23 protein-coding genes are annotated in these 22364 nt (G+C 57.1%); 10 read left to right on the plus strand and 13 right to left on the minus strand.

The window, feature by feature from the left end:
• Nucleotides 1-168: 168 nt before the first annotated feature.
• The 4 genes from NH395_RS11975 (at nt 169) to NH395_RS11990 (ending at nt 3249) form a co-directional block, all read left to right on the plus strand.
• Nucleotides 169-1203 (plus strand): DUF3549 family protein, encoded by a 1035-nt coding sequence (locus tag NH395_RS11975; RefSeq protein WP_253025072.1) that lies wholly within the window; start codon nt 169-171, stop codon nt 1201-1203.
• Between the two features lie 88 nt (nt 1204-1291).
• The gene (locus NH395_RS11980; protein WP_085919912.1) at nt 1292-1732 is read left to right on the plus strand and encodes a RimK/LysX family protein; all 441 of its coding nucleotides are present in this window, start codon (nt 1292-1294) and stop codon (nt 1730-1732) included.
• Nucleotides 1733-1805: 73 nt separating this feature from the next.
• A complete protein-coding gene (rimK, locus tag NH395_RS11985; protein ID WP_085919913.1) occupies nt 1806-2714 on the plus strand; it encodes a 30S ribosomal protein S6--L-glutamate ligase in 909 nt (302 codons plus the stop codon).
• Nucleotides 2715-2802: 88 nt separating this feature from the next.
• Complete coding sequence (locus tag NH395_RS11990; protein ID WP_066317376.1) at nt 2803-3249, plus strand: hypothetical protein; 447 nt, start codon at nt 2803-2805, stop codon at nt 3247-3249.
• Here the strand turns inward: NH395_RS11990 and NH395_RS11995 are convergent.
• The 9 genes from NH395_RS11995 to NH395_RS12035 all read right to left on the minus strand — a co-directional run bounded on the left by NH395_RS11995 (nt 3246) and on the right by NH395_RS12035 (nt 11168).
• Nucleotides 3246-3926: an ElyC/SanA/YdcF family protein gene (locus NH395_RS11995; RefSeq protein WP_066317378.1), complete on the minus strand. Its 681-nt coding sequence runs from the start codon at nt 3924-3926 to the stop codon at nt 3246-3248. The two genes, NH395_RS11990 and NH395_RS11995, sit on opposite strands and share 4 nt — an antisense overlap.
• 19 nt (nt 3927-3945) lie before the next feature.
• Nucleotides 3946-4515: a putative Fe-S cluster assembly protein SufT gene (gene sufT / locus NH395_RS12000; RefSeq protein WP_066317380.1), complete on the minus strand. Its 570-nt coding sequence runs from the start codon at nt 4513-4515 to the stop codon at nt 3946-3948.
• Nucleotides 4516-4523: 8 nt separating this feature from the next.
• Nucleotides 4524-5789: a cysteine desulfurase gene (locus NH395_RS12005; RefSeq protein ID WP_253025074.1), complete on the minus strand. Its 1266-nt coding sequence runs from the start codon at nt 5787-5789 to the stop codon at nt 4524-4526.
• A gap of 14 nt (nt 5790-5803) precedes the next feature.
• Nucleotides 5804-7144: a Fe-S cluster assembly protein SufD gene (gene sufD / locus NH395_RS12010; RefSeq protein WP_253025076.1), complete on the minus strand. Its 1341-nt coding sequence runs from the start codon at nt 7142-7144 to the stop codon at nt 5804-5806.
• On the minus strand, nt 7141-7890 hold the full coding sequence (gene sufC / locus NH395_RS12015; protein ID WP_066317385.1) for a Fe-S cluster assembly ATPase SufC: 750 nt from the start codon (nt 7888-7890) through the stop codon (nt 7141-7143). The genes sufD and sufC overlap by 4 nt, the downstream gene beginning before the upstream one ends.
• 72 nt (nt 7891-7962) lie before the next feature.
• Nucleotides 7963-9405: a Fe-S cluster assembly protein SufB gene (gene sufB / locus NH395_RS12020; protein WP_253025078.1), complete on the minus strand. Its 1443-nt coding sequence runs from the start codon at nt 9403-9405 to the stop codon at nt 7963-7965.
• A gap of 79 nt (nt 9406-9484) precedes the next feature.
• Entirely contained in the window at nt 9485-9949 is a 465-nt protein-coding gene (locus NH395_RS12025) for an SUF system Fe-S cluster assembly regulator (RefSeq protein ID WP_253025080.1), read from the minus strand.
• 278 nt (nt 9950-10227) lie between these two features.
• Nucleotides 10228-10704, minus strand: coding sequence for a YbhB/YbcL family Raf kinase inhibitor-like protein (locus tag NH395_RS12030; RefSeq protein WP_253025082.1), 477 nt, complete (start codon nt 10702-10704; stop codon nt 10228-10230).
• Nucleotides 10705-10790: 86 nt separating this feature from the next.
• Nucleotides 10791-11168 carry a DCC1-like thiol-disulfide oxidoreductase family protein gene (locus NH395_RS12035; RefSeq protein ID WP_253025084.1) on the minus strand — a complete coding sequence of 126 codons (378 nt, stop codon included), beginning with the start codon at nt 11166-11168 and terminating at the stop codon, nt 10791-10793.
• 78 nt (nt 11169-11246) lie between these two features.
• Between NH395_RS12035 and NH395_RS12040 the strand changes: the two genes are divergently transcribed.
• Both NH395_RS12040 and NH395_RS12045 read left to right on the plus strand, forming a co-directional pair.
• Nucleotides 11247-11708, plus strand: coding sequence for a flavodoxin family protein (locus NH395_RS12040; RefSeq protein ID WP_253025086.1), 462 nt, complete (start codon nt 11247-11249; stop codon nt 11706-11708).
• Between the two features lie 99 nt (nt 11709-11807).
• Nucleotides 11808-12896: a histone deacetylase gene (locus tag NH395_RS12045; RefSeq protein WP_253025088.1), complete on the plus strand. Its 1089-nt coding sequence runs from the start codon at nt 11808-11810 to the stop codon at nt 12894-12896.
• Nucleotides 12897-12988: 92 nt separating this feature from the next.
• Here NH395_RS12045 and fadA read toward each other — a convergent pair whose 3' ends face one another.
• Together fadA and fadB are read right to left on the minus strand one after the other, a co-directional pair.
• Nucleotides 12989-14170, minus strand: a complete 1182-nt coding sequence (gene fadA, locus NH395_RS12050; RefSeq protein ID WP_366065771.1) for an acetyl-CoA C-acyltransferase FadA — start codon at nt 14168-14170, stop codon at nt 12989-12991.
• 21 nt (nt 14171-14191) lie between these two features.
• Nucleotides 14192-16369: a fatty acid oxidation complex subunit alpha FadB gene (gene fadB / locus NH395_RS12055; protein ID WP_253025092.1), complete on the minus strand. Its 2178-nt coding sequence runs from the start codon at nt 16367-16369 to the stop codon at nt 14192-14194.
• A 210-nt stretch (nt 16370-16579) separates the two neighbouring features.
• Between fadB and NH395_RS12060 the strand changes: the two genes are divergently transcribed.
• Both NH395_RS12060 and slyA read left to right on the plus strand, forming a co-directional pair.
• Entirely contained in the window at nt 16580-17737 is a 1158-nt protein-coding gene (locus tag NH395_RS12060) for a DUF5924 family protein (protein ID WP_253025094.1), read from the plus strand.
• Nucleotides 17738-17807: 70 nt separating this feature from the next.
• On the plus strand, nt 17808-18260 hold the full coding sequence (gene slyA, locus NH395_RS12065) for a transcriptional regulator SlyA (RefSeq protein ID WP_253025095.1): 453 nt from the start codon (nt 17808-17810) through the stop codon (nt 18258-18260).
• On the opposite strand, the gene NH395_RS12070 is transcribed toward slyA, so the two are convergent.
• Nucleotides 18240-18773, minus strand: a complete 534-nt coding sequence (locus tag NH395_RS12070) for a preprotein translocase subunit YajC (protein WP_253025097.1) — start codon at nt 18771-18773, stop codon at nt 18240-18242. The genes slyA and NH395_RS12070 overlap by 21 nt on opposite strands.
• Before the next feature lie 146 nt (nt 18774-18919).
• Here NH395_RS12070 and NH395_RS12075 point away from each other — a divergent pair, with 146 nt between their 5' ends.
• Nucleotides 18920-19372: a universal stress protein gene (locus tag NH395_RS12075; RefSeq protein WP_066317422.1), complete on the plus strand. Its 453-nt coding sequence runs from the start codon at nt 18920-18922 to the stop codon at nt 19370-19372.
• A gap of 51 nt (nt 19373-19423) precedes the next feature.
• Here the strand turns inward: NH395_RS12075 and NH395_RS12080 are convergent, their stop codons facing one another.
• Entirely contained in the window at nt 19424-21340 is a 1917-nt protein-coding gene (locus tag NH395_RS12080; protein WP_253025099.1) for an ATP-binding cassette domain-containing protein, read from the minus strand.
• 160 nt (nt 21341-21500) lie between these two features.
• Here NH395_RS12080 and NH395_RS12085 point away from each other — a divergent pair, with 160 nt between their 5' ends.
• Nucleotides 21501-22364 (plus strand): TatD family hydrolase, encoded by an 864-nt coding sequence (locus NH395_RS12085; RefSeq protein WP_253025101.1) that lies wholly within the window; start codon nt 21501-21503, stop codon nt 22362-22364.

A 22364-nucleotide genomic window follows, 5' to 3' on the forward strand; every position in this document is an offset into this window, starting at 1 on the left:
CTGTGGATAAGCTATGGAAAGGTATCGCATCCGCGTTTCCCATGCGGGTTGGCGATGACTGTTTAATTTTTAACCAGACAGTAAAAAAGGCGTGATATTATGGGTGCCTACGGCTGACAGGCTGCTATCCGCAAGGTAGAGTGCAGGCTTGCAATGGGAAAGGACGTTATGCAACCAATTCGCACCCTAGACGAGTTTTTTCAGCGCAGCGGAGCCAGTGTGTCGCTTTATCATATGGGACGGCGCGTCACCCCGTGCCCCATTGATGCACTGCGCCAGCTGGAAAATGCCCAAAGCCCATGGCCTGAACCCTGGCAAGGTCAGGCGCGCGTGGCCATTGTGTTTCGTCTGGGTGATATGCCCGAACCGGCGATCTGGTTTCTGGCTCTGCCGTTGGACGAGGAAGGCCACCTGGTGCCCGCCCAGCGCGATGCGTTTCTGAACCGGCTGCTTGAAACCCTCGGCCGCAACGTCTCGCAGTTGGGTCAGGGGCACGGCTCGGGAGTTGATAACCTGATGAAGGACAACCCGCTCGCCTTTACCCCGAGCGCCCCTTTTCAGGCGATGCTTAATGCCCGGGCAACCCATGCGCTTGACTTGCCTGCCAGTCGGTATTTTGAACCCGTCGACGCTTACCTCCGCGATCCACAGGCGCTAGACTGGCAACAGTTGGGGTTACAGGGTATCGCCGACGTGGTAGTCCGCCTCGATGAAGAGACGGCAGAGCGATTAGCCACCCAGTTCGCCCGTTTGCCCACAGAGGTTGCTCAGGCCTTTTGCCTTTGTCTGGAGCATCAGCCTTTGCCCAGCAGCCTGGTCGCCGCATTGCGCCAGCGGGGTGAAAAAGCCATCATTGCAGGTGATCTGGAAATGCTATGTGCCTGCGTACGGGCCGTCGGAGCGACGGACACCGACGAAGTAGGCCATTGGTATGCTCAGTTGCTCCGCGACGAGACCACCAGTGGGCCCGACGTACTGGCAGCGATGGCAGGAAGGGGCTGGTCACATTTGGAAGACGGCGAACGTCTACCGCTTTTCCTGTCGCGTCTGGCTGATGACGAACGCACCGATTTTATTGCGATGGTAAAAGACTTGGCGCTGATTCCCCGGCTACGCCTGCCGTTACTGATGGCGCTGCGTGACGCACCGGAAGGCTCAAGGATCCACGCCCGCGTGGTTGAACTGACGGCCAATAGCGGATAATCCCAGGGTTGATTACTGATGATGCTGAGGAACGCCCGATGAAAGTAAAGCGCAATGTCGTTAATCATCGGCTTCCTAAGGAGTGGTTTTGAAAGAACTCCCTTACCAGGCCAAAGCGGTTATTGGCCGTCGTGAAATGGTCTATTTGCCGGATCTGGCACTTCATCTGTGCTGCAAAGCAGACACGGGTGCACGTACCTCTGCGCTACACGCCGAGGAGATCGAGACCCATGAAGACGAAGATGGTCAGCTATGGGTCAGTTTTATTACCCATAGTGGCGGGCCTGAAACACCGGCTCACCGATTGAAAGTGCATTTACATGATCGCCGACGGGTGACCAGCTCGAACGGACACACTGAATGGCGGTATGTGATCCGCACCCCAATGCGCCTGGGCGATCTTAACTTTCCGGTTGAGCTAAGCCTGGCGGACCGTAGCAATATGCGACACCCCATGCTATTGGGACGCCGTGCAATGCGCCGTTTGCTGGTGGCACCGGGCGCTGCGTTTTTACACGGCGAACCCTAAGTTTGTTAACATTCCACGCTAGTTTTCCACTTCCTCTTTCACTACGCCCCTTCGACTAGGCTTGGAGTTTCGCATGCATATCGCTTTGCTTTCCCGTAATCGCAACCTCTACTCCACGCGCCGCCTGGTGGAAGCGGCTGAAGGTCGTGGACACACGGCGCGAGTGGTCGACACCCTGCGCTGCTACATGAGCATTGCCTCTCACCATCCGTCGATTCACTACAAGGGGCAGGAAATCGAGCCTTTTGATGCGGTCATCCCGCGGATTGGCTCATCCGTCACCTTTTATGGCTGCGCGGTGCTCCGTCAGTTTGAAATGATGGGCACCTACGTTATCAACGATAATGTCTCGATTACGCGCTCCAGGGATAAGCTGCGCTCACTCCAGTTACTGTCACGCAAAGGGTTGGGGCTCCCCATTACCGGCTTTGCCCACTCACCGGATGATATTCCCGACCTGATCACCATGGTAAAGAGTGCCCCGCTGGTCATTAAGCTACTGGAAGGCACCCAGGGCATTGGTGTGGTATTGGCTGAAACCAATCAGGCGGCGGAATCGGTTATTCAGGCCTTTATGGGCATGAAAGCCAACATCATGGTGCAGGAGTACATCAAGGAAGCACGCGGTGCCGATATCCGCTGTTTCGTGATCGGTGATAAAGTCGTGGCCTCGATGAAGCGTCAGGCGGCCGACGGTGAATTCCGTTCGAACCTTCACCGCGGCGGCACCGCCAGCGTCATCCGGATTACGCCTGAAGAGCGCTCCACCGCCATCCGTGCGGCCAAAGCCATGGGGCTGCGGGTTGCGGGTGTCGATTTGCTGCGTTCCAATCATGGTCCGGTGATCATGGAGGTGAACTCCTCGCCTGGCTTGCATGGCATCGAAAGTGCCACTGGCAAAGATATCGCCAGCATGATTATTGAGCACATCGAAAAAAATGCCATGCCGGCGCGTAAAGCACCCCCCAAGCCGAAAGGCTAACCGGTCTGTGCAAAAATAATTCGTCAAGGGGGTGGCAAATCTAGCGCGCCCCCGCCACAATCTGCGTCACCGAAGGAGGTAGACGCTCATGTTTCTCGACAATCGCCAAGTGGCGATGGACAGCGCATTGGAAGCGCTGGCCGATAGCATTGATTATTTTCAGGACAATATAGAACGCCTGCGCCCTTCCCTGCGCGAAGCATTGAAGCCGCATTACGCTGCACGCCTAGAATCCATGCACCAGTTACAAGACCTGGCTCGGACACATCTGAAGATGCTACCCCGAGATGCTGACGTTGAGCGAGACGACTTTTTATGGCTCTGGAGCCGTCTGAAAAGTTTTGTCGGCAACGACAGTCAGGTGCTGATCAATGAGCTACTGGAGCAGGAACGTGTTTTGATGCAGGCGTTGTCAACGCTCTTCACTCATCCGCTACCCGCCCCCATTGAGCCGGTTATCGAAGATTGCATGAAGGGCTGTCGTCAGTTGATTCGCGAGCTATACGAGCTGCAAAAACGCAAAACAAGCCGCTAATTCGTGCGCTCGGGTAAGGTTTGAATAGGCTCCGGCGGGCCTAGAAAGTAAGGCTCGCGCCCCCAGATATACAAATCACCGAGCGTGGCCACCCTGGCTGCCCACTCGCGCATCAGCACGTGCCAGCCACCCGCTCCATCGCGCTCTTCAGCAACACAGCCAGTTACCTCCATGCCCAATGCCTGGGCGATGAAGATCGCCCTGGGCAAGTGCCAGTCCTGGGTAATCAATACCGCCTGGTCCAGCTGAAAAACGTCGCGGGCTCTTGCCAGGGTGTCGTAGGTACTGAAACCGGCAAAGTCCATTGTCAGCTGCTCAGGGGCTACGCCTCGGCGCGTCAAGTCTCGCCACATGGCGCGGGGTTCATTATAGGCCTGAGTACGATTATCGCCCGACAGCAGCAGATGCTGTACTTTTTGATGGTCAACCAACCGGGCGGCGGTGCGCATTCGCGCATGGAAATGAGGATTGCGCATGCCGCTGCGTGTCCAGTTCGAGGTACCAAAGACGATCCCTACCTCGGTGGGTACACACTGGGGAAGTTGTTCATGGATATAAGCGCTTGTTCGCCCCAGAATCCATAGATTGGCACCTACAAATAGCAATGTCGCCAGAAGCAGCAAGGCTCCCAGCGACATTAACATACGCGATATCCATCTGATCAGCGGTATACGCATTTAGCGCGCCGTCCCGCCGTTAAAACATACCCAGCTCAAGCTTCGCCTCTTCGCTCATCATGTCACGGCTCCAGGGCGGGCTGAAGACAATCTCGGTATGCACCTTGCTGATCTGCGGCGCGCCAAGGATCTTGTTACGCGCGTCGGCAGCAATCACATCACCCATGCCACAACCAGGGGCGGTGAGCGTCATACGAATGGTCACCATCCGTTCACCGCTGATCAGTCGCTCGATCCGGCAGCCGTAAACCAGCCCCAGGTCGACGATATTGACAGGTATCTCAGGGTCAAAGCATGTCCGCAGTTGATCCCAGACGAACTGCTCGATTTCGTCTTCCGTGGCATCTTCGTGCAGCGTTGGTCGCGGCAATGGAGGAAGCCCCAACGCATCCAGGTTGCTGCCTTCAATCAAGAACAACCGCCCCTCAAAGCCGACACTCACCGTACTGCCCTTGGCCTGCATGACGCTTACGACGCTATCTTCCGGCAACTGCTCGGTGCTGCCAAACGGTATCGCGATCGCTTCCACATCGCGCTGAAGCGGTAAGCTTTGCCCACGCTGCAAACTGGCTACTTGCTCGATATCCATAAGCTCCCTTAGCGCACCATTCCGATAACGCGGTTGAGCGCCGCTACAAAGGTTTCTACCTCTTCAAGGGTATTATACGCAGCAAATGAGGCCCGACACGTTGCTTCTACCCCAAAGTGATGCAGGAGCGGTTGAGCACAGTGATGCCCCGTACGGATCGCCACGCCCAACTGGTCGATCAACAGGCCAATATCCTGGGCATGTACCCCGTCAACCACGAAGGATAGCACGCCTGCCTTGTTCGGTGCGGTACCCAGAATACGCAGCCCGTCCACTTGGCTGACCGCCTGGGTGGCGTGATCAAGCAATACGCCTTCCCAGGCACTGATCGCCTCGACCCCGACACCTTCCATCCACTCAAGGGCGCGACCCAAGGCAATGACTTCGGCAATTGCCGGTGTACCCGCCTCGAACTTGTGCGGAATAGCAGCAAAGGTAGTGCCCGCGTCAAAGGAAACGGTGTCGATCATCTCACCGCCACCCTGCCAGGGAGGCATTGCTTCCAGCAGCGCTTTTTTGCCATACAGCACACCAACGCCGGTAGGCCCGTAGACCTTATGCCCCGAGAAGGCATAGAAATCAGCATCGATGTCCTGCACGTCAACCCGTTGATGCGGCGCGGCCTGGGCGCCATCAACAAGGGTCAAGGCGCCAAACTGATGCGCCAGCGACGTCATCTCTTTAACGGGATTGATCGTACCTAACGCATTGGACACGTGATTGACTGCGACCAGCTTGGTACGCTCGCTCAACAGTTCCCGATAGGCGTTCATATCCAGCGCGCCATTTGCGTCCACGGGAATGACCTTGATGGTAAACCCGCGCTCGGCTGCCAGCAGTTGCCAGGGCACGATGTTGGAATGGTGCTCCAGCATCGAGATCAATACCTCATCGCCAGGATGCAGTTGGGTGCGCCCCCAGCTTTGCGCCACCAGGTTAATCGCCTCGGTGGTGCCCCGGGTAAAGATAATCTGACGCGCGTCTTCCGCATTGAGAAACCCTTTCACCCGCTGACGCGTACCCTCGAACGCCGCGGTGGCCTCATCCGCCAGAGTGTGCAGCCCACGGTGAATGTTGGCGTTATAGCGCGAATAGTAATCGCTGAATACGTCTATCACTGGCTGCGGCGTCTGGCTGGTCGCCGCATTGTCCAGGTAGATCAGCGGCTTGCCGTTAACCTCGCGTTCCAGCACCGGGAATTCCCGGCGTAGTGCGGTCAGGTCGTAGCGTGCGCTGTCTTGCTCCAAGGGCGTCTCAATCACGGTATGGGGCATCGATAGCTCCTTGATTAGTCGTTGAGCGAAACCGCTGCTTCTACCAACCCGGCGAGGTTAAAGCGCTCTGGCAATTTACCGGCGACGGCAAGTTCCACGCGCTCTGCCACGGCATCCAGCGCCACCTGATCCAGCACTTCACCGGCAAACGCCAGTGTCAGCAAACCGCGAGCGGTCGCTTCGTCGATTCCCCGGGTACGCAATGCGTAGATGGCTTCTTCATCGAGCTGGCCGGTGGTCGTGCCGTGGGAGCACTTGACGTCGTCCGCATAGATTTCAAGCTCGGGCTTGGCATCGATGTGCGCGCGATCGGAGAGCAGCAGGTTCTGATTGCTCTGGAAGCCTTCTATCTTCTGGCTGTCGCGCTTGACATACACCTTGCCGTTAAACACGCCATGGGCACGGTCATCCAGGATGCCCTTGTAGTTCTCGTTGGAGAACGTCAGCGGCGCATTGTGGTTGACCTTGGTGTGGTTATCGACGTGCTGGCGACCCTGGCCAAAGAACAGCCCGAGGAAATTGGTTTCAGCACCCTGGCCGTTCAAATCACTGATCAGGTCGTTACGCACCAGCGCACCGCCCAGATTCAGGTTGTAGGAACTGTACCGGGTATCGCGACTTTGCTCTACGTGGATACTGGCCACGTGCATGTCACCCAGCGGGGCTTCCTGAAGCTTGTAATGGTTCAGAATCGCACCACGGTCCAGCATCAACTCAGCCACCACGTTGGTGAAATTTGTGGCATCGGTTTCGCCGGCATAGTGCTCAATCAGCGTCGCTTCGCTGCGTCCGCCCGCCTCTACCAGAATACGCGGATGACTCATCACTGGCGTACCGGCACGGGAAAGGAACTGTAGCAGGATTGGCTTTTCAACCACCGTCCCTGGTGCGATGCGCACCACGGCACCTTCTTCCATAAACGCCGTATTGAGTGCCGCAAAGGCGGAAAAATCAACGCTTGTCAGGCGACCCAGCGGCCCGCCAACAGCTTCATGGTTGTCGGTCAATGCCTTGGACAGCGGCAGCACCTGAACGCTATCGGGCAATGCGTCCAGATCAGAAAGCGCTGATGAAAACACACCGTCGACAAACGTCAGCCGGTAGGCATCCAGGGGCAGCGTCAATGCGGCGGCCTGAGCCTGGGAGAACTCGGCACTTTCCGCCAGGGCAAAATTGCCCTGGGCAATAGTGCGAACATCGGTGTATTTCCACTCTTCATCACGGCGCGTGGGAAAACCAACGGCCTCGAAGCGTGCCGCGCCAGCCTGACGGCGAGCCGCGATCCAGGTCGGCTCAGCGTCGCGCTGTTGGCTACGCGCGTTCAGCGTGTCCAAAAACGTTTGCGTATCGCTCATGCCGCAGACTCCTCAATGCCTTCGTACCCGTTGGCTTCCAGCTCTTTGGCAAGCTCTGCATCGCCGGTTTTGACAATGCGCCCGTCGACCAGAACGTGAACCTTGTCCGGGACGATGTAATCGAGCAGGCGCTGGTAGTGGGTCACCAGCAGAATCGCGCGGTCTTGGGCGCGCAGGCTGTTGACCCCGTCGGCAACGACTTTCATGGCGTCGATATCAAGCCCCGAGTCAATCTCGTCAAGCATGGCGAGCTTGGGTTGCAGCACCAGCATTTGCAGAATTTCGTTGCGCTTCTTCTCGCCGCCAGAAAAGCCTTCGTTGACCGCACGCTGCAAAAAGCTGGCATCCATCTTCATCAGGCCAAGCTTCTCTTTCACCAGCTTCATGAACTCAGGAGCTGGCAACTCGTCTTCACCACGCGCGGCACGCTGGGCGTTGAGGGCGGCTTTGAGCAGGTAGATATTTTTCACCCCGGGAATTTCGACCGGGTACTGGAAACCCAATAGCAGGCCTGCCTGGGCACGCTCTTCGATTTCCATTTCCAGCACGTCCTGACCCTTGAAGGTAATGCTGCCCTGGGTGACCTCGTAGCCATCCTTGCCCGCAATTACCGCCGACAGCGTGGATTTACCCGCGCCGTTAGGGCCCATCAGCGCATGCACTTCACCCTCGTTGATTGTCAGACTGAGGCCTTTGAGAATCTCGCTGCCTTCGACGGTGACGTGTAAATCTTTAACTTCCAACATAGTAAAAACCCTTCAAATGCTTACAGATCGCTTACGCGACGCTCATAAAAGTTGTCTGGTACCGTGGCGCGCTTAGCCTACCGCGCCTTCCAGTGTCACGTTCAGGAGCGCTTCGGCCTCGACCGCGAACTCCATCGGCAATTCCTGGAACACGTCCTTGCAGAAGCCGTTAACGATCATGCTGACCGCGTCTTCCTCGGTGATCCCCCGGCTCTGGCAGTAGAACAGCTGGTCTTCACCAATTTTGGACGTGGTCGCTTCGTGTTCAATCTTGGCCGTGCTGTTACCTATTTCCTGGTACGGGAAGGTATGCGCACCTGACTTGTCACCTATCAGCAGCGAGTCGCACTGGGTAAAGTTACGGGCTCCTTTGGCGCGCGGGCCGATTTTCACCAGACCCCGGTAGGACTGGTCGCTCTTACCGGCAGAAATACCCTTGGCGACGATATAGGAGCGGGTGCCCTCCCCGATGTGGATCATCTTGGTGCCCGTATCGGCCTGCTGGCGTCCATTAGTCACGGCGACAGAATAGAACTCGCCGATACTGTCTTTACCGCGTAGTACGCAGGAGGGGTACTTCCAGGTGATGGCTGACCCGGTTTCCACCTGTGTCCAGCTGATCCGCGAACGCGCGCCGCGGCACTCGCCACGCTTGGTAACGAAGTTGTAAATGCCGCCCTTACCATCTTCATCGCCGGGGTACCAGTTCTGGACCGTGGAATACTTGATATAGGCATCGTCCAATGCAACAAGCTCTACCACTGCCGCGTGCAGCTGGTTTTCATCGCGCATTGGCGCGGTACAGCCCTCCAGATAGGAAACCTGAGCCCGGCTTTCGCAGATGATCAGCGTACGTTCGAACTGACCGGTGTTGGCCGCATTGATACGGAAGTAGGTCGACAGCTCCATCGGGCAGGTCACGCCTTCCGGCACGAAGACAAAGGACCCGTCTGTAAACACGGCGGAGTTCAACGCCGCGAAATAGTTGTCGTTTTGTGGCACCACGGTTCCCAGGTACTGTTTAACCAGTTCCGGGTAATCGCGAATCGCCTCAGAGATCGAACAGAAGATCACCCCGGCTTCTGCCAGTTGCTCCTTGAAAGTGGTAGCGACCGATACCGAGTCAAACACGGCATCTACCGCGACACCGGCAAGCGCCGCCCGCTCGTGCAGCGGAATGCCCAGTTTCTCGTAGGTTTCCAGTAGCTTGGGGTCGACTTCATCGAGGCTCTGGGGACGATCTTCGGGACGCTTCGGTGCACTGAAATAGGAAATTGCCTGATAGTCAATCGGCGGATAATTCAGGTGCGCCCAGGACGGCTCTTTCATTTCCTGCCACTTGTGGAACGCCTCCAAGCGCCACTCCAGCATCCACTCCGGCTCGCCTTTCTTTTTGGAGATAAAGGCGATGGTGTTTTCGTCCAGGCCAGGTGGCAGGGTGTCGCTTTCGATATCTGTTACAAAGCCTTCTTTGTAATCGCGACGAACCAACTGTTCCATTTCTTCGGTTGCCATGGTCATACCCTCCGGGCAGTTGGGTGGCGAGGTTAGCTCGCCGTCAATAAGAGATAGGTGCCTGTATCGGTCATGCTGATCATGCGGTAGCTGCCGATAGACTTATGCTTTGAATTGGTAGCTGTACGGGTAGCTTGATCGGTGTGGTATCGGCCAAATGCGCAAGCGTCACGCTTTCAAGCAGCGTGCGAATGGCGAGCGATACGCGCTGCCAGTTATCCGCAACACCACAGGTGGCCACGAGCTCGCAGTCACCTTCCGCCTGGCTACACTCGGTCATTGCCACAGGGCCTTCAATGGCAGAGATAATGTCTGCCGCCGAAATCTGGGAGGCAGGCCGGGCAAGCCGGTAGCCGCCCTGGGCACCGCGCTGTGACTCAAGAAGTCCTGCTTTCACCAGCATTTTGAGCGTTTTGCATACCGTCGGATGAGGCAGCTGCACTGCATCGGCCAGATCTGCCGCCGCATGTGACGCCTGTGACTGACGGGCAATCTGCGCCATGACCACGGCGGCATAGTCTGTCAGCCGGGAAAGCTTAAGCATGTCGACTCCCATTAGCCATTGCATTTGGCCTATCCACTCAATTGAGTACCATTTTAGTCCTGTATAAATTTGATGTGAAGCCCTTCTGCAAATTCCTTATCAAATAGCGCAATTTCCTGACACGTTCGCCGCTGATAACATCAAAAAAGCTAATCATTATCATTCAATGAAACTATCAGGCTGCTGGGCGAAAGGCTACGCGAAAAAAACCCGCGAGGATTTCGCGGGTTTCATCGGAGAACGAGGGGAAATGACGTTCCCCTGTTGCCGCGGCAGCGTCAATCGCGCTGATAGGTGCCGACCAGTCGGTTCATGCCTAACAGGTTTGGCTCGATTTCACGCAGCAACTCGTTGAGTGTCAGCCCTTCGGGCAAGGCCGTTTGATGGTCAAGCGCCAGCACCCAAAAATAATAATAATGCGTACCATGGCCTTCTGGCGGCATGGGGCCACCATACCCTTGGTTGCCGAAGTCATTGGCACCGGCAGTGCCCAGCGCCGTATTTTCACTCAGCTCGTTGAGGTCGCCCGGCAGGTTATACAGCACCCAATGAACAAACCCGTAGGTGCCGTCTTTAACCAGCGGCGCATCGGGGTCGTGACACACAACGGCGAAACCCTTGGTACCTTCGGGTGCGCCCTGCCAAGCCAGTGCAGGGGATACATCATCTTGCTCGGCACTATGCTTTGCGGGAATCGCTTGATGATTCGCAAAGGCAGTGCTGGTTACCTGCATTGAAGATAGAGCAAACGCCATATTTCTCTCCTTGATCTTACAGTGAGAAGTGCCAAAAGCCTTGTCGAAAAGCGCAGCGTTGTCAATGTCATCAGGTGACAAGCCCTTTACTGGGGCGGCCAGCGACCTTCACGCTTCAAGCGTTTCTCCACCCAGTGATCGTAGTAACGGCGCAACGCCTGCTTGATGCCAGGCAAGCCGATCAACCATGCCGCGGGATAAAATAACGGTATCCGCTGCATGAGTAACCGATAGGCATCAATACCCTCAATCATGCGCCCGTCACTAAGCTCGATATGCAGCGAGCGCAAGGCAGCTTCCGGCGCTATCCCCTTGTCGCGCAAGAGTTGCTGATGCTCGGTCACATCGAGCCAGTCAATATCCTTGGCGCGCTTGCCTGCCCAGCGCTCAAAGCGCCGTCGATCCTTACGGCAGCCAGGGCAGATCGCATCGTAATAAACGTTGATCATGGCATTCGTGGGCATATAGGCTCTTGGAACAGGTGGATAGTTAGTGTGGCATGTTGCTGCAACGGCGCAAACCTCATCCCCACAGGTTACCTCATGAAACAGCTACTCATCGTTTCCCATACTCCTTCATCGAACACCCAGGCGCTCAGCGATGCAGCTTATCGTGGTGCGACACACACCGACCTTGAAAACGTGCGCTGCGTGGTCAAGACCCCTTTCGAGGCTGGTCCTGACGATGTACTGGCCTGCGATGGCATCCTGCTTGGCACTACGGAAAACCTGGGTTACATGAGCGGTGCGCTCAAGGATTTTTTCGATCGCAGCTACTACGGCGTCATAGAGGAAAAACAGGGCCTGCCTTGTGCCCTGTACATTCGTGCCGGGCTTGACGGGACCGGCACACGACGAGCGGTGGAAAGCATCGTTTCCGGCCTGCGCTGGCGGTGGGTACAGCCACCCCTCATCCTGCAGGGAAGATGGCAGGAGGATTTTGCCGCCCAGGTCGAGGAGTTGGGGCTCTATTTAGCGTTCAGCCTGGATAATGGCATTGTATAACGTCGCCAAGCCTGCCTTACTGTAAGCAATCTCTTTAGCGCTTGGGGTACCAAAAGTGACACGTCTGTACTGAACGCGCCCTAACTCAGGTATATGACCATGCAAAACGTTATCGCCTTCTATGATGATCGCGTCCTTGCCCACGAACCCAATATCGAGGCCGACTTTTTACATGACCGGATCGATAAACGCATTCGTCACCTGCTGGCTGGCCTGCCGGTGCCATGGAAATACCCTGAACACCCCGGCCGCTTGAAAGCCATACAGCATCTTCTTACAAAAGCCCCTATTGAAGGCCTGACGTTTGAAGGGGGCAAAGCGGCCACCCATGAGCAGTTGGCGCGGGTGCATACGACCTCTTATTTGACCGATATCATTAGTTTACGCGGTAAAAATGCCTGGCTGGACGTGGACACCACGGCGGTCTCACCAGGTAGCATCGACGCCGCGGAAGTGGCAGCAGGTACCGCGATTGCCGCCGTTGAAGCGGTGGTGGAAAAACGCGCTAAAACCGCCTTTGCCCTTGTTCGCCCGCCAGGACACCATGCCGAACCGGTTCGCGCCCGCGGTTTCTGCCTGTTCAATAATGTTGCCATCGCAGCGGCTCATGCCCGCAGTGTCCTGGGCTGTGAACGCGTGCTGATCGTTGATTGGGATGCTCACCACGGGAATGGCACCCAGGATATTTTTTGGGCCGAGCCCGATGTCATGTTTTTCGACATACACCGCGCCGCGCCTTTTTACCCTGGTTCAGGCCACCTGGAAGAGGTTGGTGCCGGCCTCGGCGAAGGCACCACCATCAATGTTCCACTGCCTGCCGGCGCCGGCGACGAGGCCTTCCTCAAGGCGTTCCGCGACATTCTGGCACCGGCGGCTGCGTGGTTTAAACCGGATATTATTCTCGTCTCCGCCGGGTTTGATCCGCACTGGCACGACTTAGCCCTCAATGTTTCCTACGACGGGTTTGGCGCACTAACCGGCTTTCTACAACAGTTGGCTGAGCAACACTGCGATGGCCGCCTGGTCTTCGTACTGGAGGGGGGATATAACCTGGAGGCGCTGGCCAACGGTACAAGAGCCGTTCTCTCCGTGCTGGCAGGTAACACCGTGCCTGTCCCCGATACCTGCGGCATGGCGGAGGTTCAGGCTGCAGCGGATTTTCACCGGACGGCGTTTCAATCTGAATAGTGCCTTTTTGAAGACGATTTTGTAAGTAAAAAAAACGGCACCTCATGAGGTGCCGTTTTTACTCACTTTTCTACTGCCTTTTTCGAACCTGATTACTTAAGCCGCTCAAACACGGTGGCGACGCCCTGCCCCATGCCGATACACATCGTGGCCAGTCCCAGGGTAGTGTCGCGCTGCTTCATCACGTTAAGCAGCGTTGTGCAGATACGCGATCCCGAGCAGCCCAGCGGGTGACCCAGCGCGATGGCGCCGCCGTGCAGATTCACCTTCTCGTCCATGGCATCCAGGAAACCCAGGTCTTTCAGCACGGGAATGCCCTGGGCGGCAAAGGCCTCGTTGAGCTCGACGGTCTGAATATCCGCAGCGGAAAGCCCAGCGGCTTTCAGCGCCTTCTTGGAGGCAGGCACCGGCCCATAACCCATGATGGACGCATCACACCCTGCCACGCCGGTAGAAAGCACCTTGGCAATCGGCTCTAGCCCCAGGGCTTGGGCGCGCTCGTAGCTCATCACCGCCATGGCGGAAGCGCCCACCGACAGCGCCGAAGAGGTACCTGCCGTCACGGTACCGTTGCGGGGGTCAAACACCGGCTTGAGGTTAGCCATCGATTCCAGGCTGGCATCAGGACGAATCACTTCGTCATTTTTGACCATCACCTTGAAGCCTTGCTGGTCGTGGCCTTCGACGCCGATGATTTCGTTGTCAAAGTAGCCTTTTTCCATCGCCGCCTGGGCACGCTGGTGGGAGCGTACGCCAAACTTGTCCTGGTCCTCGCGGGAAACGCCGTGCATCTTGCCCAGCAGCTCAGCAGTCAGCCCCATCATCATGGCGGCTTTGGCGGCGTGCTTGCTGGCCGCGGGGTTGACGTCAACGCCATGAGTCATGGGCACATGTTCCATGTGCTCGACGCCGCCGATGATGTAGAAATCCCCCATACCGGCCTTGATATTGGCCGAGGCGATATGCAGCGCGCTCATGGAAGAGCCACATAGCCGGTTGACGGTCTGCGCCGGTACAGAGCGCGGAATACCCGTCATGATGGCCGCGTTACGGGCAATGTTCATCGACTGTTCAAGCGTCTGGTTAACACATCCCCAAATCACGTCATCGACTTCTGTGGCATCCAGATTGGCGTTGCGCTGGAACAAGGCCTGCATGGCAGCCGCGGACAAATTTTCAGCCCGGACGTTGCGGAAAGCGCCATTTTTGGCTTTTGCCATGGCGGTACGTACGGCGTCGACCACCACGATATCTCTCGGATTCAAACTCATCATATTTCTCCTGTACGTGGTGACTTAGGCCTGGGCGCCAGCGGCATAGAAAGACTCATTTTTTTCAGCCATTTGACGCAGCTTGTCGGTAGGCGCGTAGAGCGGCCCCAGCTCCTCGGCCAAACCCTCGGCCAGCTTGACGAATTCGGCCACGCCCATGGCATCGATGTAGCGCAGTGCGCCACCGCGGAACGGCGGGAAGCCGATACCGTAAATCAGCGCCATGTCGGCTTCAGCGGGCGTCTCGACAATCCCGTCTTCCAGGCAGCGAACGGTCTCCAGGCACAGCGGCACCATCATGCGGGCAATGATGTCCTCGTCGGAAAACTCCTTCTGCTCTTTGACGACCTCTTTGACCAAGGCGTAAGCCTGAACGTCGCTGACTTTCTTGGGCTTACCCTTTTTATCTTCTTCGTAGGCGTAAAAGCCCTTGTCATTCTTCTGGCCGAGTCGCTCGTTGTCGTACATGACCTGGATGGCGGTCTTGCCATCCCGCGCCATACGATCGGGGAAGCCTTCGGCCATGACCTCATTGGCGTGAACCGCCGTATCCATGCCGACCACGTCAAGCAGATAGGCAGGGCCCATGGGCCAGCCAAATTTCTCCATGACTTTGTCGACCTGCTGGAAGTCGGCGCCTTGCTCGACAAGTAAGCTAAAGCCACCGAAGTAAGGGAACAGCACCCGGTTGACCAGGAACCCAGGGCAGTCGTTGACCACGATCGGCGTCTTGCCCATGGCCCGCGCGTAGGCGACCGTGGCAGCCACCGCGGCATCCGAGGTTTTCTCGCCGCGGATCACTTCCACCAGCGGCATGCGGTGCACCGGGTTGAAGAAGTGCATACCGCAGAAGTTTTCCGGACGCTTCAGGTTCTTGGCCAGGCGGTTGATCGAAATGGTCGAGGTGTTGGAAGTGAGAATGGTGTTTTCACCGACGACCCCTTCGACCTCCGTGAGCACCGCGTCTTTGACTTTCGGGTTCTCAACGACTGCTTCGACGACCAGATCGACATTGCCGAAATCACCGTAGGAGAGCGTCGGGCGAATATTGCTAAGCTTTTCGGCCATCTGCTCGGTAGTCAGCTTGTTGCGCTCCACCTGCTTGGCAAACAGCTTGCGAGCTTCCTTGAGGCCCAACTCGATGGCGTCATCCTTGATATCTTTCATCAGGATGGGCGTGCCTTTGGAAGCACTCTGATAGGCAATACCGCCGCCCATGATACCGGCGCCCAGCACGGCCGTTTGCTTCACCGGCTGCGCCTGCTTTTCGTACTTGCTGCCCTTTTTCTTGACCACCTGGTCGTTGAGGAACAGCCCCACCAGGTTGAATGCCACGCTGCTCAGCGCCAGCTTGGCAAAGGCCTTGGCCTCGATCGCCTGGGCACGACCACGCTCCTCGCCAGCGCCCTTCTGGATCACCTTGATCGCTTCAATCGGCGCAGGATAATGCGGCCCTGCTTTGCCTGCCACATAGCCTTTGGCGGTTTCAAAGGCCATCATCTGCTCGATGGCGTTAAGCTTGAGCGGGCTGGTCTTTTCTTCTCGACGCGCCTGATAGTCAAGTTCACCGCTGTTGGCGCGGTCGAGCATATCCAGTGCAGCGTCCTGGAGCAGCTCATGGGCAACCACCGCGTCGACGGCCCCCATCTTGAGCGCCGCATCAGCCCGGTTCTCAGTGCCACCGGCAATCCATTCAATCGCATTGTCGGCACCGATCAGCCGCGGCAGGCGCACACAGCCGCCCCAGCCCGGCAGAATGCCCAGCTTGGTTTCCGGCAGACCGATCTTGGCTTTTTCGCTCATGACGCGAAAATCGGTGGTCAGCAGCACTTCGCAACCGCCGCCCAACGCCAGCCCGTTGATCGCCGAGACTGTCGGGAAAGGCAGATCTTCAATGGCATTGAAAATGTCATGTACCTTGAGGTTCATTTCCACCAGGTACTCTTCGCCTTTATCGAACAGGGTGTGGAACTCGGTAATGTCGGCGCCGACAATAAAGGCTTCTTTGGCACTGCCAATGACCAGTCCCTGCAGCCCGGTTTCTGCCTGAAGGGCGTTGACGGCCTCTCCCAGCTCAGTCACCACGGCGCTGGACAGCTTGTTGACGGACTCATCTTTCAAATCGAAAGTGAGCATTGCGATGTCATTGCCACCTTGGGTGTCACGACGTTCCACCGTGATGGCATTGCCTTGATAGATCATCCGCGCTCTCTCCACAAGTTCGGGCGGTCCCGAGCAGCGGGACACACCTCGCATTTCATACGGTCGTTTGATTGCGTAAGCTTGGTTGAGTTACCCCAGAACGTCAAGCCCTGACTTTCGGCTAATTCTACAAACCTCTTCGACCAGCGCTCCCCACCAAGCGTTCGGGCTGTTAGGATCACGACTCGTTGATCATCCGGGTTATTTGATATGAGCACGCTGCTCACACAGGCGCGCATCGCCGCTTTGCAATCGTTTGTGGAACGACTCGTCGTTCGTTTAAAACCATGGAGCTGGCTATGGCCCCCTTTAGCCTTTGCGGCCGGCCTAGGCAGCTTCTTTCTTGTGGATCGCCAGCAATGGCTGGGGGCAGCGCTGGCACTGGGGCTTTTATTCGCCTGGCTGTTGCTTCTCTCAGAAAGCCTGGTCGGTCGCTGGCTTGCCCATCGAGGCTATCCTACCCTACCCAAAGGCGTTGCCTCGTTCATCGCGCAGATGATCCACCAGGAAACGTTATTTTTCACACTGCCGTTTATTTTGATCACCACTGTCTGGAACAGCGGCCAAAGTCTATTCACGCTTTGCGTCGTGGCCATGGCAGTGCTGTCGATTATTGACCCTTTGTATTACAAGATTGCCGGTCGCTGGCGCAGTCTCTATTTCATGTTTCATGCCCTGTGTGTGTTTTTGGTGGTGCTGGTCACGTTGCCGATCATGCTTCACCTGACCACCGGGCAGAGTTTGCTACTGGCCATTGCAACCATGCTGGTGGTGGCAATACCCAGCTTTTGGCACCTGCTGAGACAACGCTCATTCAGTGGCTGGTTTCCGTTACTCGCCATGATGTTATTAGTGGCAGGGCTGGCCTGGTTCGGGCGCGCCTGGGTACCACCAGCCAGCTTATGGATGACCGGCACGGCGCTGTCACCGGCGCTCAATATTCAGCAACGCGAGCCGCGCGGCTCCATTGCATTGACCCCTCAGGCAGTTAAGCAAAGCGGCCTTTATGTGTATACCGCCATTAGAGCCCCCCGGGGGTTGAGTGAAACGATTTCCCATGTGTGGCATCACAATGGTGAGCAGTTGGATGTCGTCGACCTGGATATCAATGGCGGGCGGGAAGAAGGTTACCGGGCCTGGAGCCACAAACTGAACTTCCCCGAGGACCCGTCTGGCCGCTGGCGGGTGGATATCATGACGGATAGCGGCCAGCGGTTGGGACTGATCCGGTTTACCGTCAGCGATGATACCGACAAGGCGACGTTGGCAGATAGCGACATTCGGCCAGCGGGCTTGAGCCGGTTGAATCTTCAGCGCTTTATCGCCGGCCGCGACCGAGACGTTGACCAAACCGACGCCGAGCAGTGATCGTGTCTTGCATTCAGCGCCTGAGATTATGACAATCCGTTTATTCACTTTGACTGGTAACTAGCAGATCATGGCATCATCAATTGGTTTTCGCATTGCTCGCCTGCCCCATCTATGGCGTTCCATATTGGATCGACGTCTGGCGCCGCTTGGCCTTACGCAAACGCGCTGGGTGACGCTGTATCATCTGTGGCGTCTGGGCGACGGCCAGCCACAGTGTGACCTGGCCCGGGCAATTGGTGTGGAGGCCCCCTCCCTGGTTCGCACACTCAGTCAGCTTGAAGCACAGGGGCTGGTGGAGCGGCGCGCTTGCGATAGTGACCGTCGCAGTAAACGTATCCACCTGACGGATGCGGCCATGCCACTGCTTGAACAGATCGACAGTGTCGCGAAGGAAGCCCGCAAGGAAATGTTCGAGGGTCTCTCGGAAGCGGACCTTGAGCAACTGGGGGAATGGCTGGAACGCATTGAACAAAACGGACTGGCCATTCAGGCGCGCGATCTACAGGAAGCGGCTTCCTGACAGAGGAGGCTCTTGAGGAGCGCTATCCGCCTGCCCCGACAGTTGGTCGCGTAGCTGATTAAAATCATCCAGATAGGTGTCGAAACGCGCGGCATTCTGCGACTCCCACCACCATAGCGTCAGTGACTTGGGCGTTGACTCAAGCACTAGCGCATCCAGTGGCAGGCGTTCCAGCAACGCTTTCAGTGGCGTTTCAGCAGCGTCAGGGATGGGCCTCAGCGGTGCTATGCGCCAGCGCCACCCTGCATGGTAGGGTTCGAGTTCCTGGCTGGCATGCTGGTCGCGGACGAGCAAGAAATCAGGCCCTGGTTGCTGCTGGGGATAGTACCAGCGGTAAGCGGGCATGGTGCCCTTGAAACCATGAAGCGGTGGCTTTTGCTGCTTGATCGTTACCCCTTTACGGCTGGCGTGCAGGCGCATTGCCATGGTTCGCTTTTGTCGCGGGCTCGGTTTTAACCACATTACCGGCGCCAGGACAAACAGCATGATAAAAACAATAATCAACCATTCCATTTCTACATTTCCTTCAAACTGAGCCACACTTGAATGGAGAGTGCGTAAAAACCATGATCCAGGTCGTTGTTAAGATGGGGCACGCCACTTAAAGTAGAGAGCATTAGATATATAAAACTGCTTGTTACTCACTAAGGAGATAGGCCATGAGCTATCACCATATTCTGGTTGCCGTCGACTTGACCAAAGACTCTCAGAAAATTCTGGATCGGGCCATCGCGATTGCTGAGCGCAATGACCGCGCCAAGATTTCTATCATGCATACGCTTGAACCCCTGGGTTTTGCCTACGGCGGCGATATCCCGATGGATTTGACCAGCATTCAGGACCAGCTTGATGATCACGCCAAGAAACGCCTGGCCGACATAGCGTCTCCCCACATTGCCGAGGCAGATCAACACGTGGTGGTGGGTATGCCGGATACAGAAATTCATCGCTTCGCTGAAGAACACGGCGTTGACTTGATTGTCGTCGGCTCCCACGGACGCCATGGGTTTGCACTGCTGCTTGGCTCCACCTCCACCGGGGTGTTGCATGGTGCCCAATGTGATGTGCTGGCGGTTCGCGTGGGTAAAAAAGGCGAAGAAAGCGACGAATAATGCCGGGTGCGGTTGAAGGTGCCGGTGATACCGGCACCTTCAACACGCTGCTTATTCACCGTTGGCCATCGCCTCCAGGGCCATCCAGCGCTCCATGGCCGCATCCAATGCTTGCTGCGTCTGCTCAAGCGCCTTCAGTTTGGCCGTCACGTCGCTCGCGTCCTGCTGATAGAATGCTGGGTCGGCGGCTTCCTGCTCCAGTGCTTCCACGTTGTTCTCCAACCGCTCTATCTCGGCGGGTAACGCATCAAGTTCACGCTGTAGCTTATAGGAAAGCTTGACCGGCTTTTGCGCCGGTGCAGCGGTTGCGCTGTGCTTTTCTTTAGCTACCGTTGCCGTCGGCTCGGCGTTCTGCCGTGCCGCCCCTTCCCAGGGAGCCGGTGGCAACTTGCCCCCTTGGCGAATCCAGTCGGTATAGCCACCGACGTATTCACGCACCACGCCTTCACCTTCGAACGCCAGCATACTGGTGACCACGTTATCCATAAAGGTCCGATCGTGGGACACCAACAGCAGCGTTCCTTCGAAATTCAGCAGCAGCTCTTCCAGAAGCTCCAGGGTTTCCATGTCCAGGTCGTTGGTTGGCTCATCGAGCACCAACACATTGGCGGGCTGGGTGAACAGCTTGGCCAGCAACAGACGATTGGACTCGCCGCCCGAGAGCGCTTTTACTGGTTGGCGGACGCGGTCGGGGGTGAACAGGAAATCCTGCAGATAGCTCATCACGTGGCGGTCTTTACCACCGACACTGACTCGATCACTTCCCTGGGCAACGTTGTCGTAGACCGTTTTCTCAGGCTCGAGCCCTGCACGTAGCTGGTCGAAGTAAGCCACCTTAAGGTTGGTACCCAACTGGACAGTGCCTTCCGTCGGTTCAATCTCGCCGAGCAATATCTTGAGCAGGGTTGTTTTACCGGCCCCGTTACGCCCCAGAAAGCCAATTCGGTCGCCGCGCATCACTTCAAGATTCAGATCGCGGATAATGGTGTCATCGCCGAACCGCTGACTGACGCCTTTCAGCTTGACGACGCGCTTGCCGGTACGTTCTCCACTGTCAACCGACAGATTGGCCGTTCCCTGACGCTCACGGCGCTGACTGCGCTCGTTGCGCATCGCCTCGAGGGCCCTCACCCGGCCTTCGTTACGCGTCCGACGCGCCTTGATTCCCTGACGAATCCAGACTTCTTCCTGGGCCAGCTTTTTATCGAACTCGGCGTTTTCCCGGGCTTCCACTTCAAGCTCGTGCTGCTTGCGCGCCTGGTACTCAGCGTAGTCACCGGGATAGTGCCCAAGCTTGCCACGGTCCAATTCAAGAATGTTGGTCGCCAGTTTGGAGAGGAAAGCCCGGTCGTGGGTAATCAGCAACACCGCGCCGTTGAATGCGAGCAACTGCTCTTCCAGCCAGGCAATCGTATCCAGATCCAGGTGGTTGGTCGGCTCGTCGAGGAGCAGCAGATCAGGCTGGGCAACCAGCGCCCGGGCCAGTGCGACGCGGCGGCGCCAGCCACCCGAAAGGGCACTCATCTCGGCTTCCGGAGGCAACCCCAAGCGCGTCAGCACCACGTCAATCTGCTGATGGAACGACCACCCATCAATCGCCTCCAGGCGGGTTTGCAAGGTGGCCATGCGATTCATGTCGGGATCGGGGTCATTGATCAAATGCTGGTATTCCGACAGTAACTCTCCGGCCTCGAGCAGTCCTTGCGCCACCATGTCGAAAATCGTCATGCTGGACGAGTCGGGCAGTTCCTGGGCTAACACGCCGATTTTCAAGCCGGGGGCCCGCCAGATCGAGCCATCGTCCGGCTGGATATCGCCGGCGACCAGTTTCAGCAAGGTAGACTTACCGGTGCCGTTGCGCCCGACTAACGCCAGCCGCTCGCCTCTCTCAACCGTGAGATCGGCGCGGTCGAGCAGTACCTGGGTGCCGTAGGCAAGTTGCAGCTGTTCGAGTCGTAACAGGGTCACGCAGTGTCCTCCTTCATCATGAGGCGCACAGTGTAACGCATGCGCGGACTGGGCGGACAACGTTAATAAGGCACAATTCCCTTATGTCTCGAACCACCGATAGCCGTCAGTTGACGCCTGACGTTACAATGCGCCTTTTGCGAATTAAGGGGAGTGCCGCTTGGGAACCGCTTATATCGATGATTTTTTACCCGACGCGCTACAGTTCCGGTCCAGCGCGCCGCTGGTTGATATCGGGGCCAACCTGACCCATGAAAGCTTTGGGCGGGATCTGGAAGCCGTCATTCAACGGGCGCAGGCAGCCCAGGTCACCACAATGATCGTTACCGGCACCGACATCGAGCATGCCGAGCAGGCTGTGTCACTCGCGAAGCGCTTTCCCGGCCTCTACGCCACTGCCGGGATACACCCCCACGATGCAAGCCAGTGGAACAACGCCATAGCGGCTGAAATGGCCAGGCTGCATGCCAGACCGGAAGTTGTTGCCGTGGGTGAATGCGGGCTTGATTTCAATCGCAATTTCTCGACGCCCCGTGAACAGGAGCGTGCGTTTGAAGCACAGCTTGCCCTGGCGGCCGAGAGCGGTTTACCGCTGTTTGTGCATGAGCGCGACGCCGGCCAACGAATGCGCGAGATGCTGCATGCCTGGCGGGATGAGATCAGTCAGGCCGTGGTGCATTGTTTTACCGCTGACCGCGATACGCTATTTGGCTATCTCGACCTAGACTTGCATATAGGCCTGACAGGCTGGATTTGTGACGAGCGGCGCGGCCATCATTTACGCCCGTTGGTCGGTGAGATTCCACTTGACCGGCTGATGGTAGAAACCGATTGCCCCTATTTGCTGCCACGTAACCTGCCAGCAAAACTCAAAGGGCGCCGACATGAACCTGCCCTGCTGCCATGGATTGTCAGGGAAATTGCCGAGTGCCGTGGCATCAGCGAAGCTGAAATGGGGGCTGCCACCACACAGACTGCCCAACGTTTTTTCCGCCTTCCCACGGAACCTTTAAAGGAGTACTAG

The sequence above is a fragment of the Halomonas sp. Mc5H-6 genome, from assembly GCF_024124705.1.
Lineage (GTDB): Bacteria > Pseudomonadota > Gammaproteobacteria > Pseudomonadales > Halomonadaceae > Vreelandella > Vreelandella subterranea.

Excerpts from the sequence above, each read along its gene's own strand:
- slyA (WP_253025095.1), top strand. The coding sequence starts at position 17,808 with ATGGCATCATCAATTGGTTTTCGCATTGCTCGCCTGCCCCATCTATGG.
- NH395_RS12075 (WP_066317422.1), top strand. The coding sequence starts at position 18,920 with ATGAGCTATCACCATATTCTGGTTGCCGTCGACTTGACCAAAGACTCT.
- fadA (WP_366065771.1), bottom strand. The coding sequence starts at position 14,170 with ATGATGAGTTTGAATCCGAGAGATATCGTGGTGGTCGACGCCGTACGT.
- sufC (WP_066317385.1), bottom strand. The coding sequence starts at position 7,890 with ATGTTGGAAGTTAAAGATTTACACGTCACCGTCGAAGGCAGCGAGATT.
- NH395_RS12030 (WP_253025082.1), bottom strand. The coding sequence starts at position 10,704 with ATGGCGTTTGCTCTATCTTCAATGCAGGTAACCAGCACTGCCTTTGCG.
- sufD (WP_253025076.1), bottom strand. The coding sequence starts at position 7,144 with ATGAGCGATACGCAAACGTTTTTGGACACGCTGAACGCGCGTAGCCAA.
- NH395_RS12005 (WP_253025074.1), bottom strand. The coding sequence starts at position 5,789 with ATGCCCCATACCGTGATTGAGACGCCCTTGGAGCAAGACAGCGCACGC.
- rimK (WP_085919913.1), top strand. The coding sequence starts at position 1,806 with ATGCATATCGCTTTGCTTTCCCGTAATCGCAACCTCTACTCCACGCGC.
- NH395_RS12070 (WP_253025097.1), bottom strand. The coding sequence starts at position 18,773 with ATGGAATGGTTGATTATTGTTTTTATCATGCTGTTTGTCCTGGCGCCG.
- NH395_RS12060 (WP_253025094.1), top strand. The coding sequence starts at position 16,580 with ATGAGCACGCTGCTCACACAGGCGCGCATCGCCGCTTTGCAATCGTTT.
- fadB (WP_253025092.1), bottom strand. The coding sequence starts at position 16,369 with ATGATCTATCAAGGCAATGCCATCACGGTGGAACGTCGTGACACCCAA.
- NH395_RS12025 (WP_253025080.1), bottom strand. The coding sequence starts at position 9,949 with ATGCTTAAGCTTTCCCGGCTGACAGACTATGCCGCCGTGGTCATGGCG.
- NH395_RS12040 (WP_253025086.1), top strand. The coding sequence starts at position 11,247 with ATGAAACAGCTACTCATCGTTTCCCATACTCCTTCATCGAACACCCAG.
- NH395_RS11995 (WP_066317378.1), bottom strand. The coding sequence starts at position 3,926 with ATGCGTATACCGCTGATCAGATGGATATCGCGTATGTTAATGTCGCTG.
- NH395_RS12035 (WP_253025084.1), bottom strand. The coding sequence starts at position 11,168 with ATGCCCACGAATGCCATGATCAACGTTTATTACGATGCGATCTGCCCT.
- sufB (WP_253025078.1), bottom strand. The coding sequence starts at position 9,405 with ATGGCAACCGAAGAAATGGAACAGTTGGTTCGTCGCGATTACAAAGAA.
- NH395_RS11975 (WP_253025072.1), top strand. The coding sequence starts at position 169 with ATGCAACCAATTCGCACCCTAGACGAGTTTTTTCAGCGCAGCGGAGCC.
- NH395_RS11990 (WP_066317376.1), top strand. The coding sequence starts at position 2,803 with ATGTTTCTCGACAATCGCCAAGTGGCGATGGACAGCGCATTGGAAGCG.
- NH395_RS12045 (WP_253025088.1), top strand. The coding sequence starts at position 11,808 with ATGCAAAACGTTATCGCCTTCTATGATGATCGCGTCCTTGCCCACGAA.
- sufT (WP_066317380.1), bottom strand. The coding sequence starts at position 4,515 with ATGGATATCGAGCAAGTAGCCAGTTTGCAGCGTGGGCAAAGCTTACCG.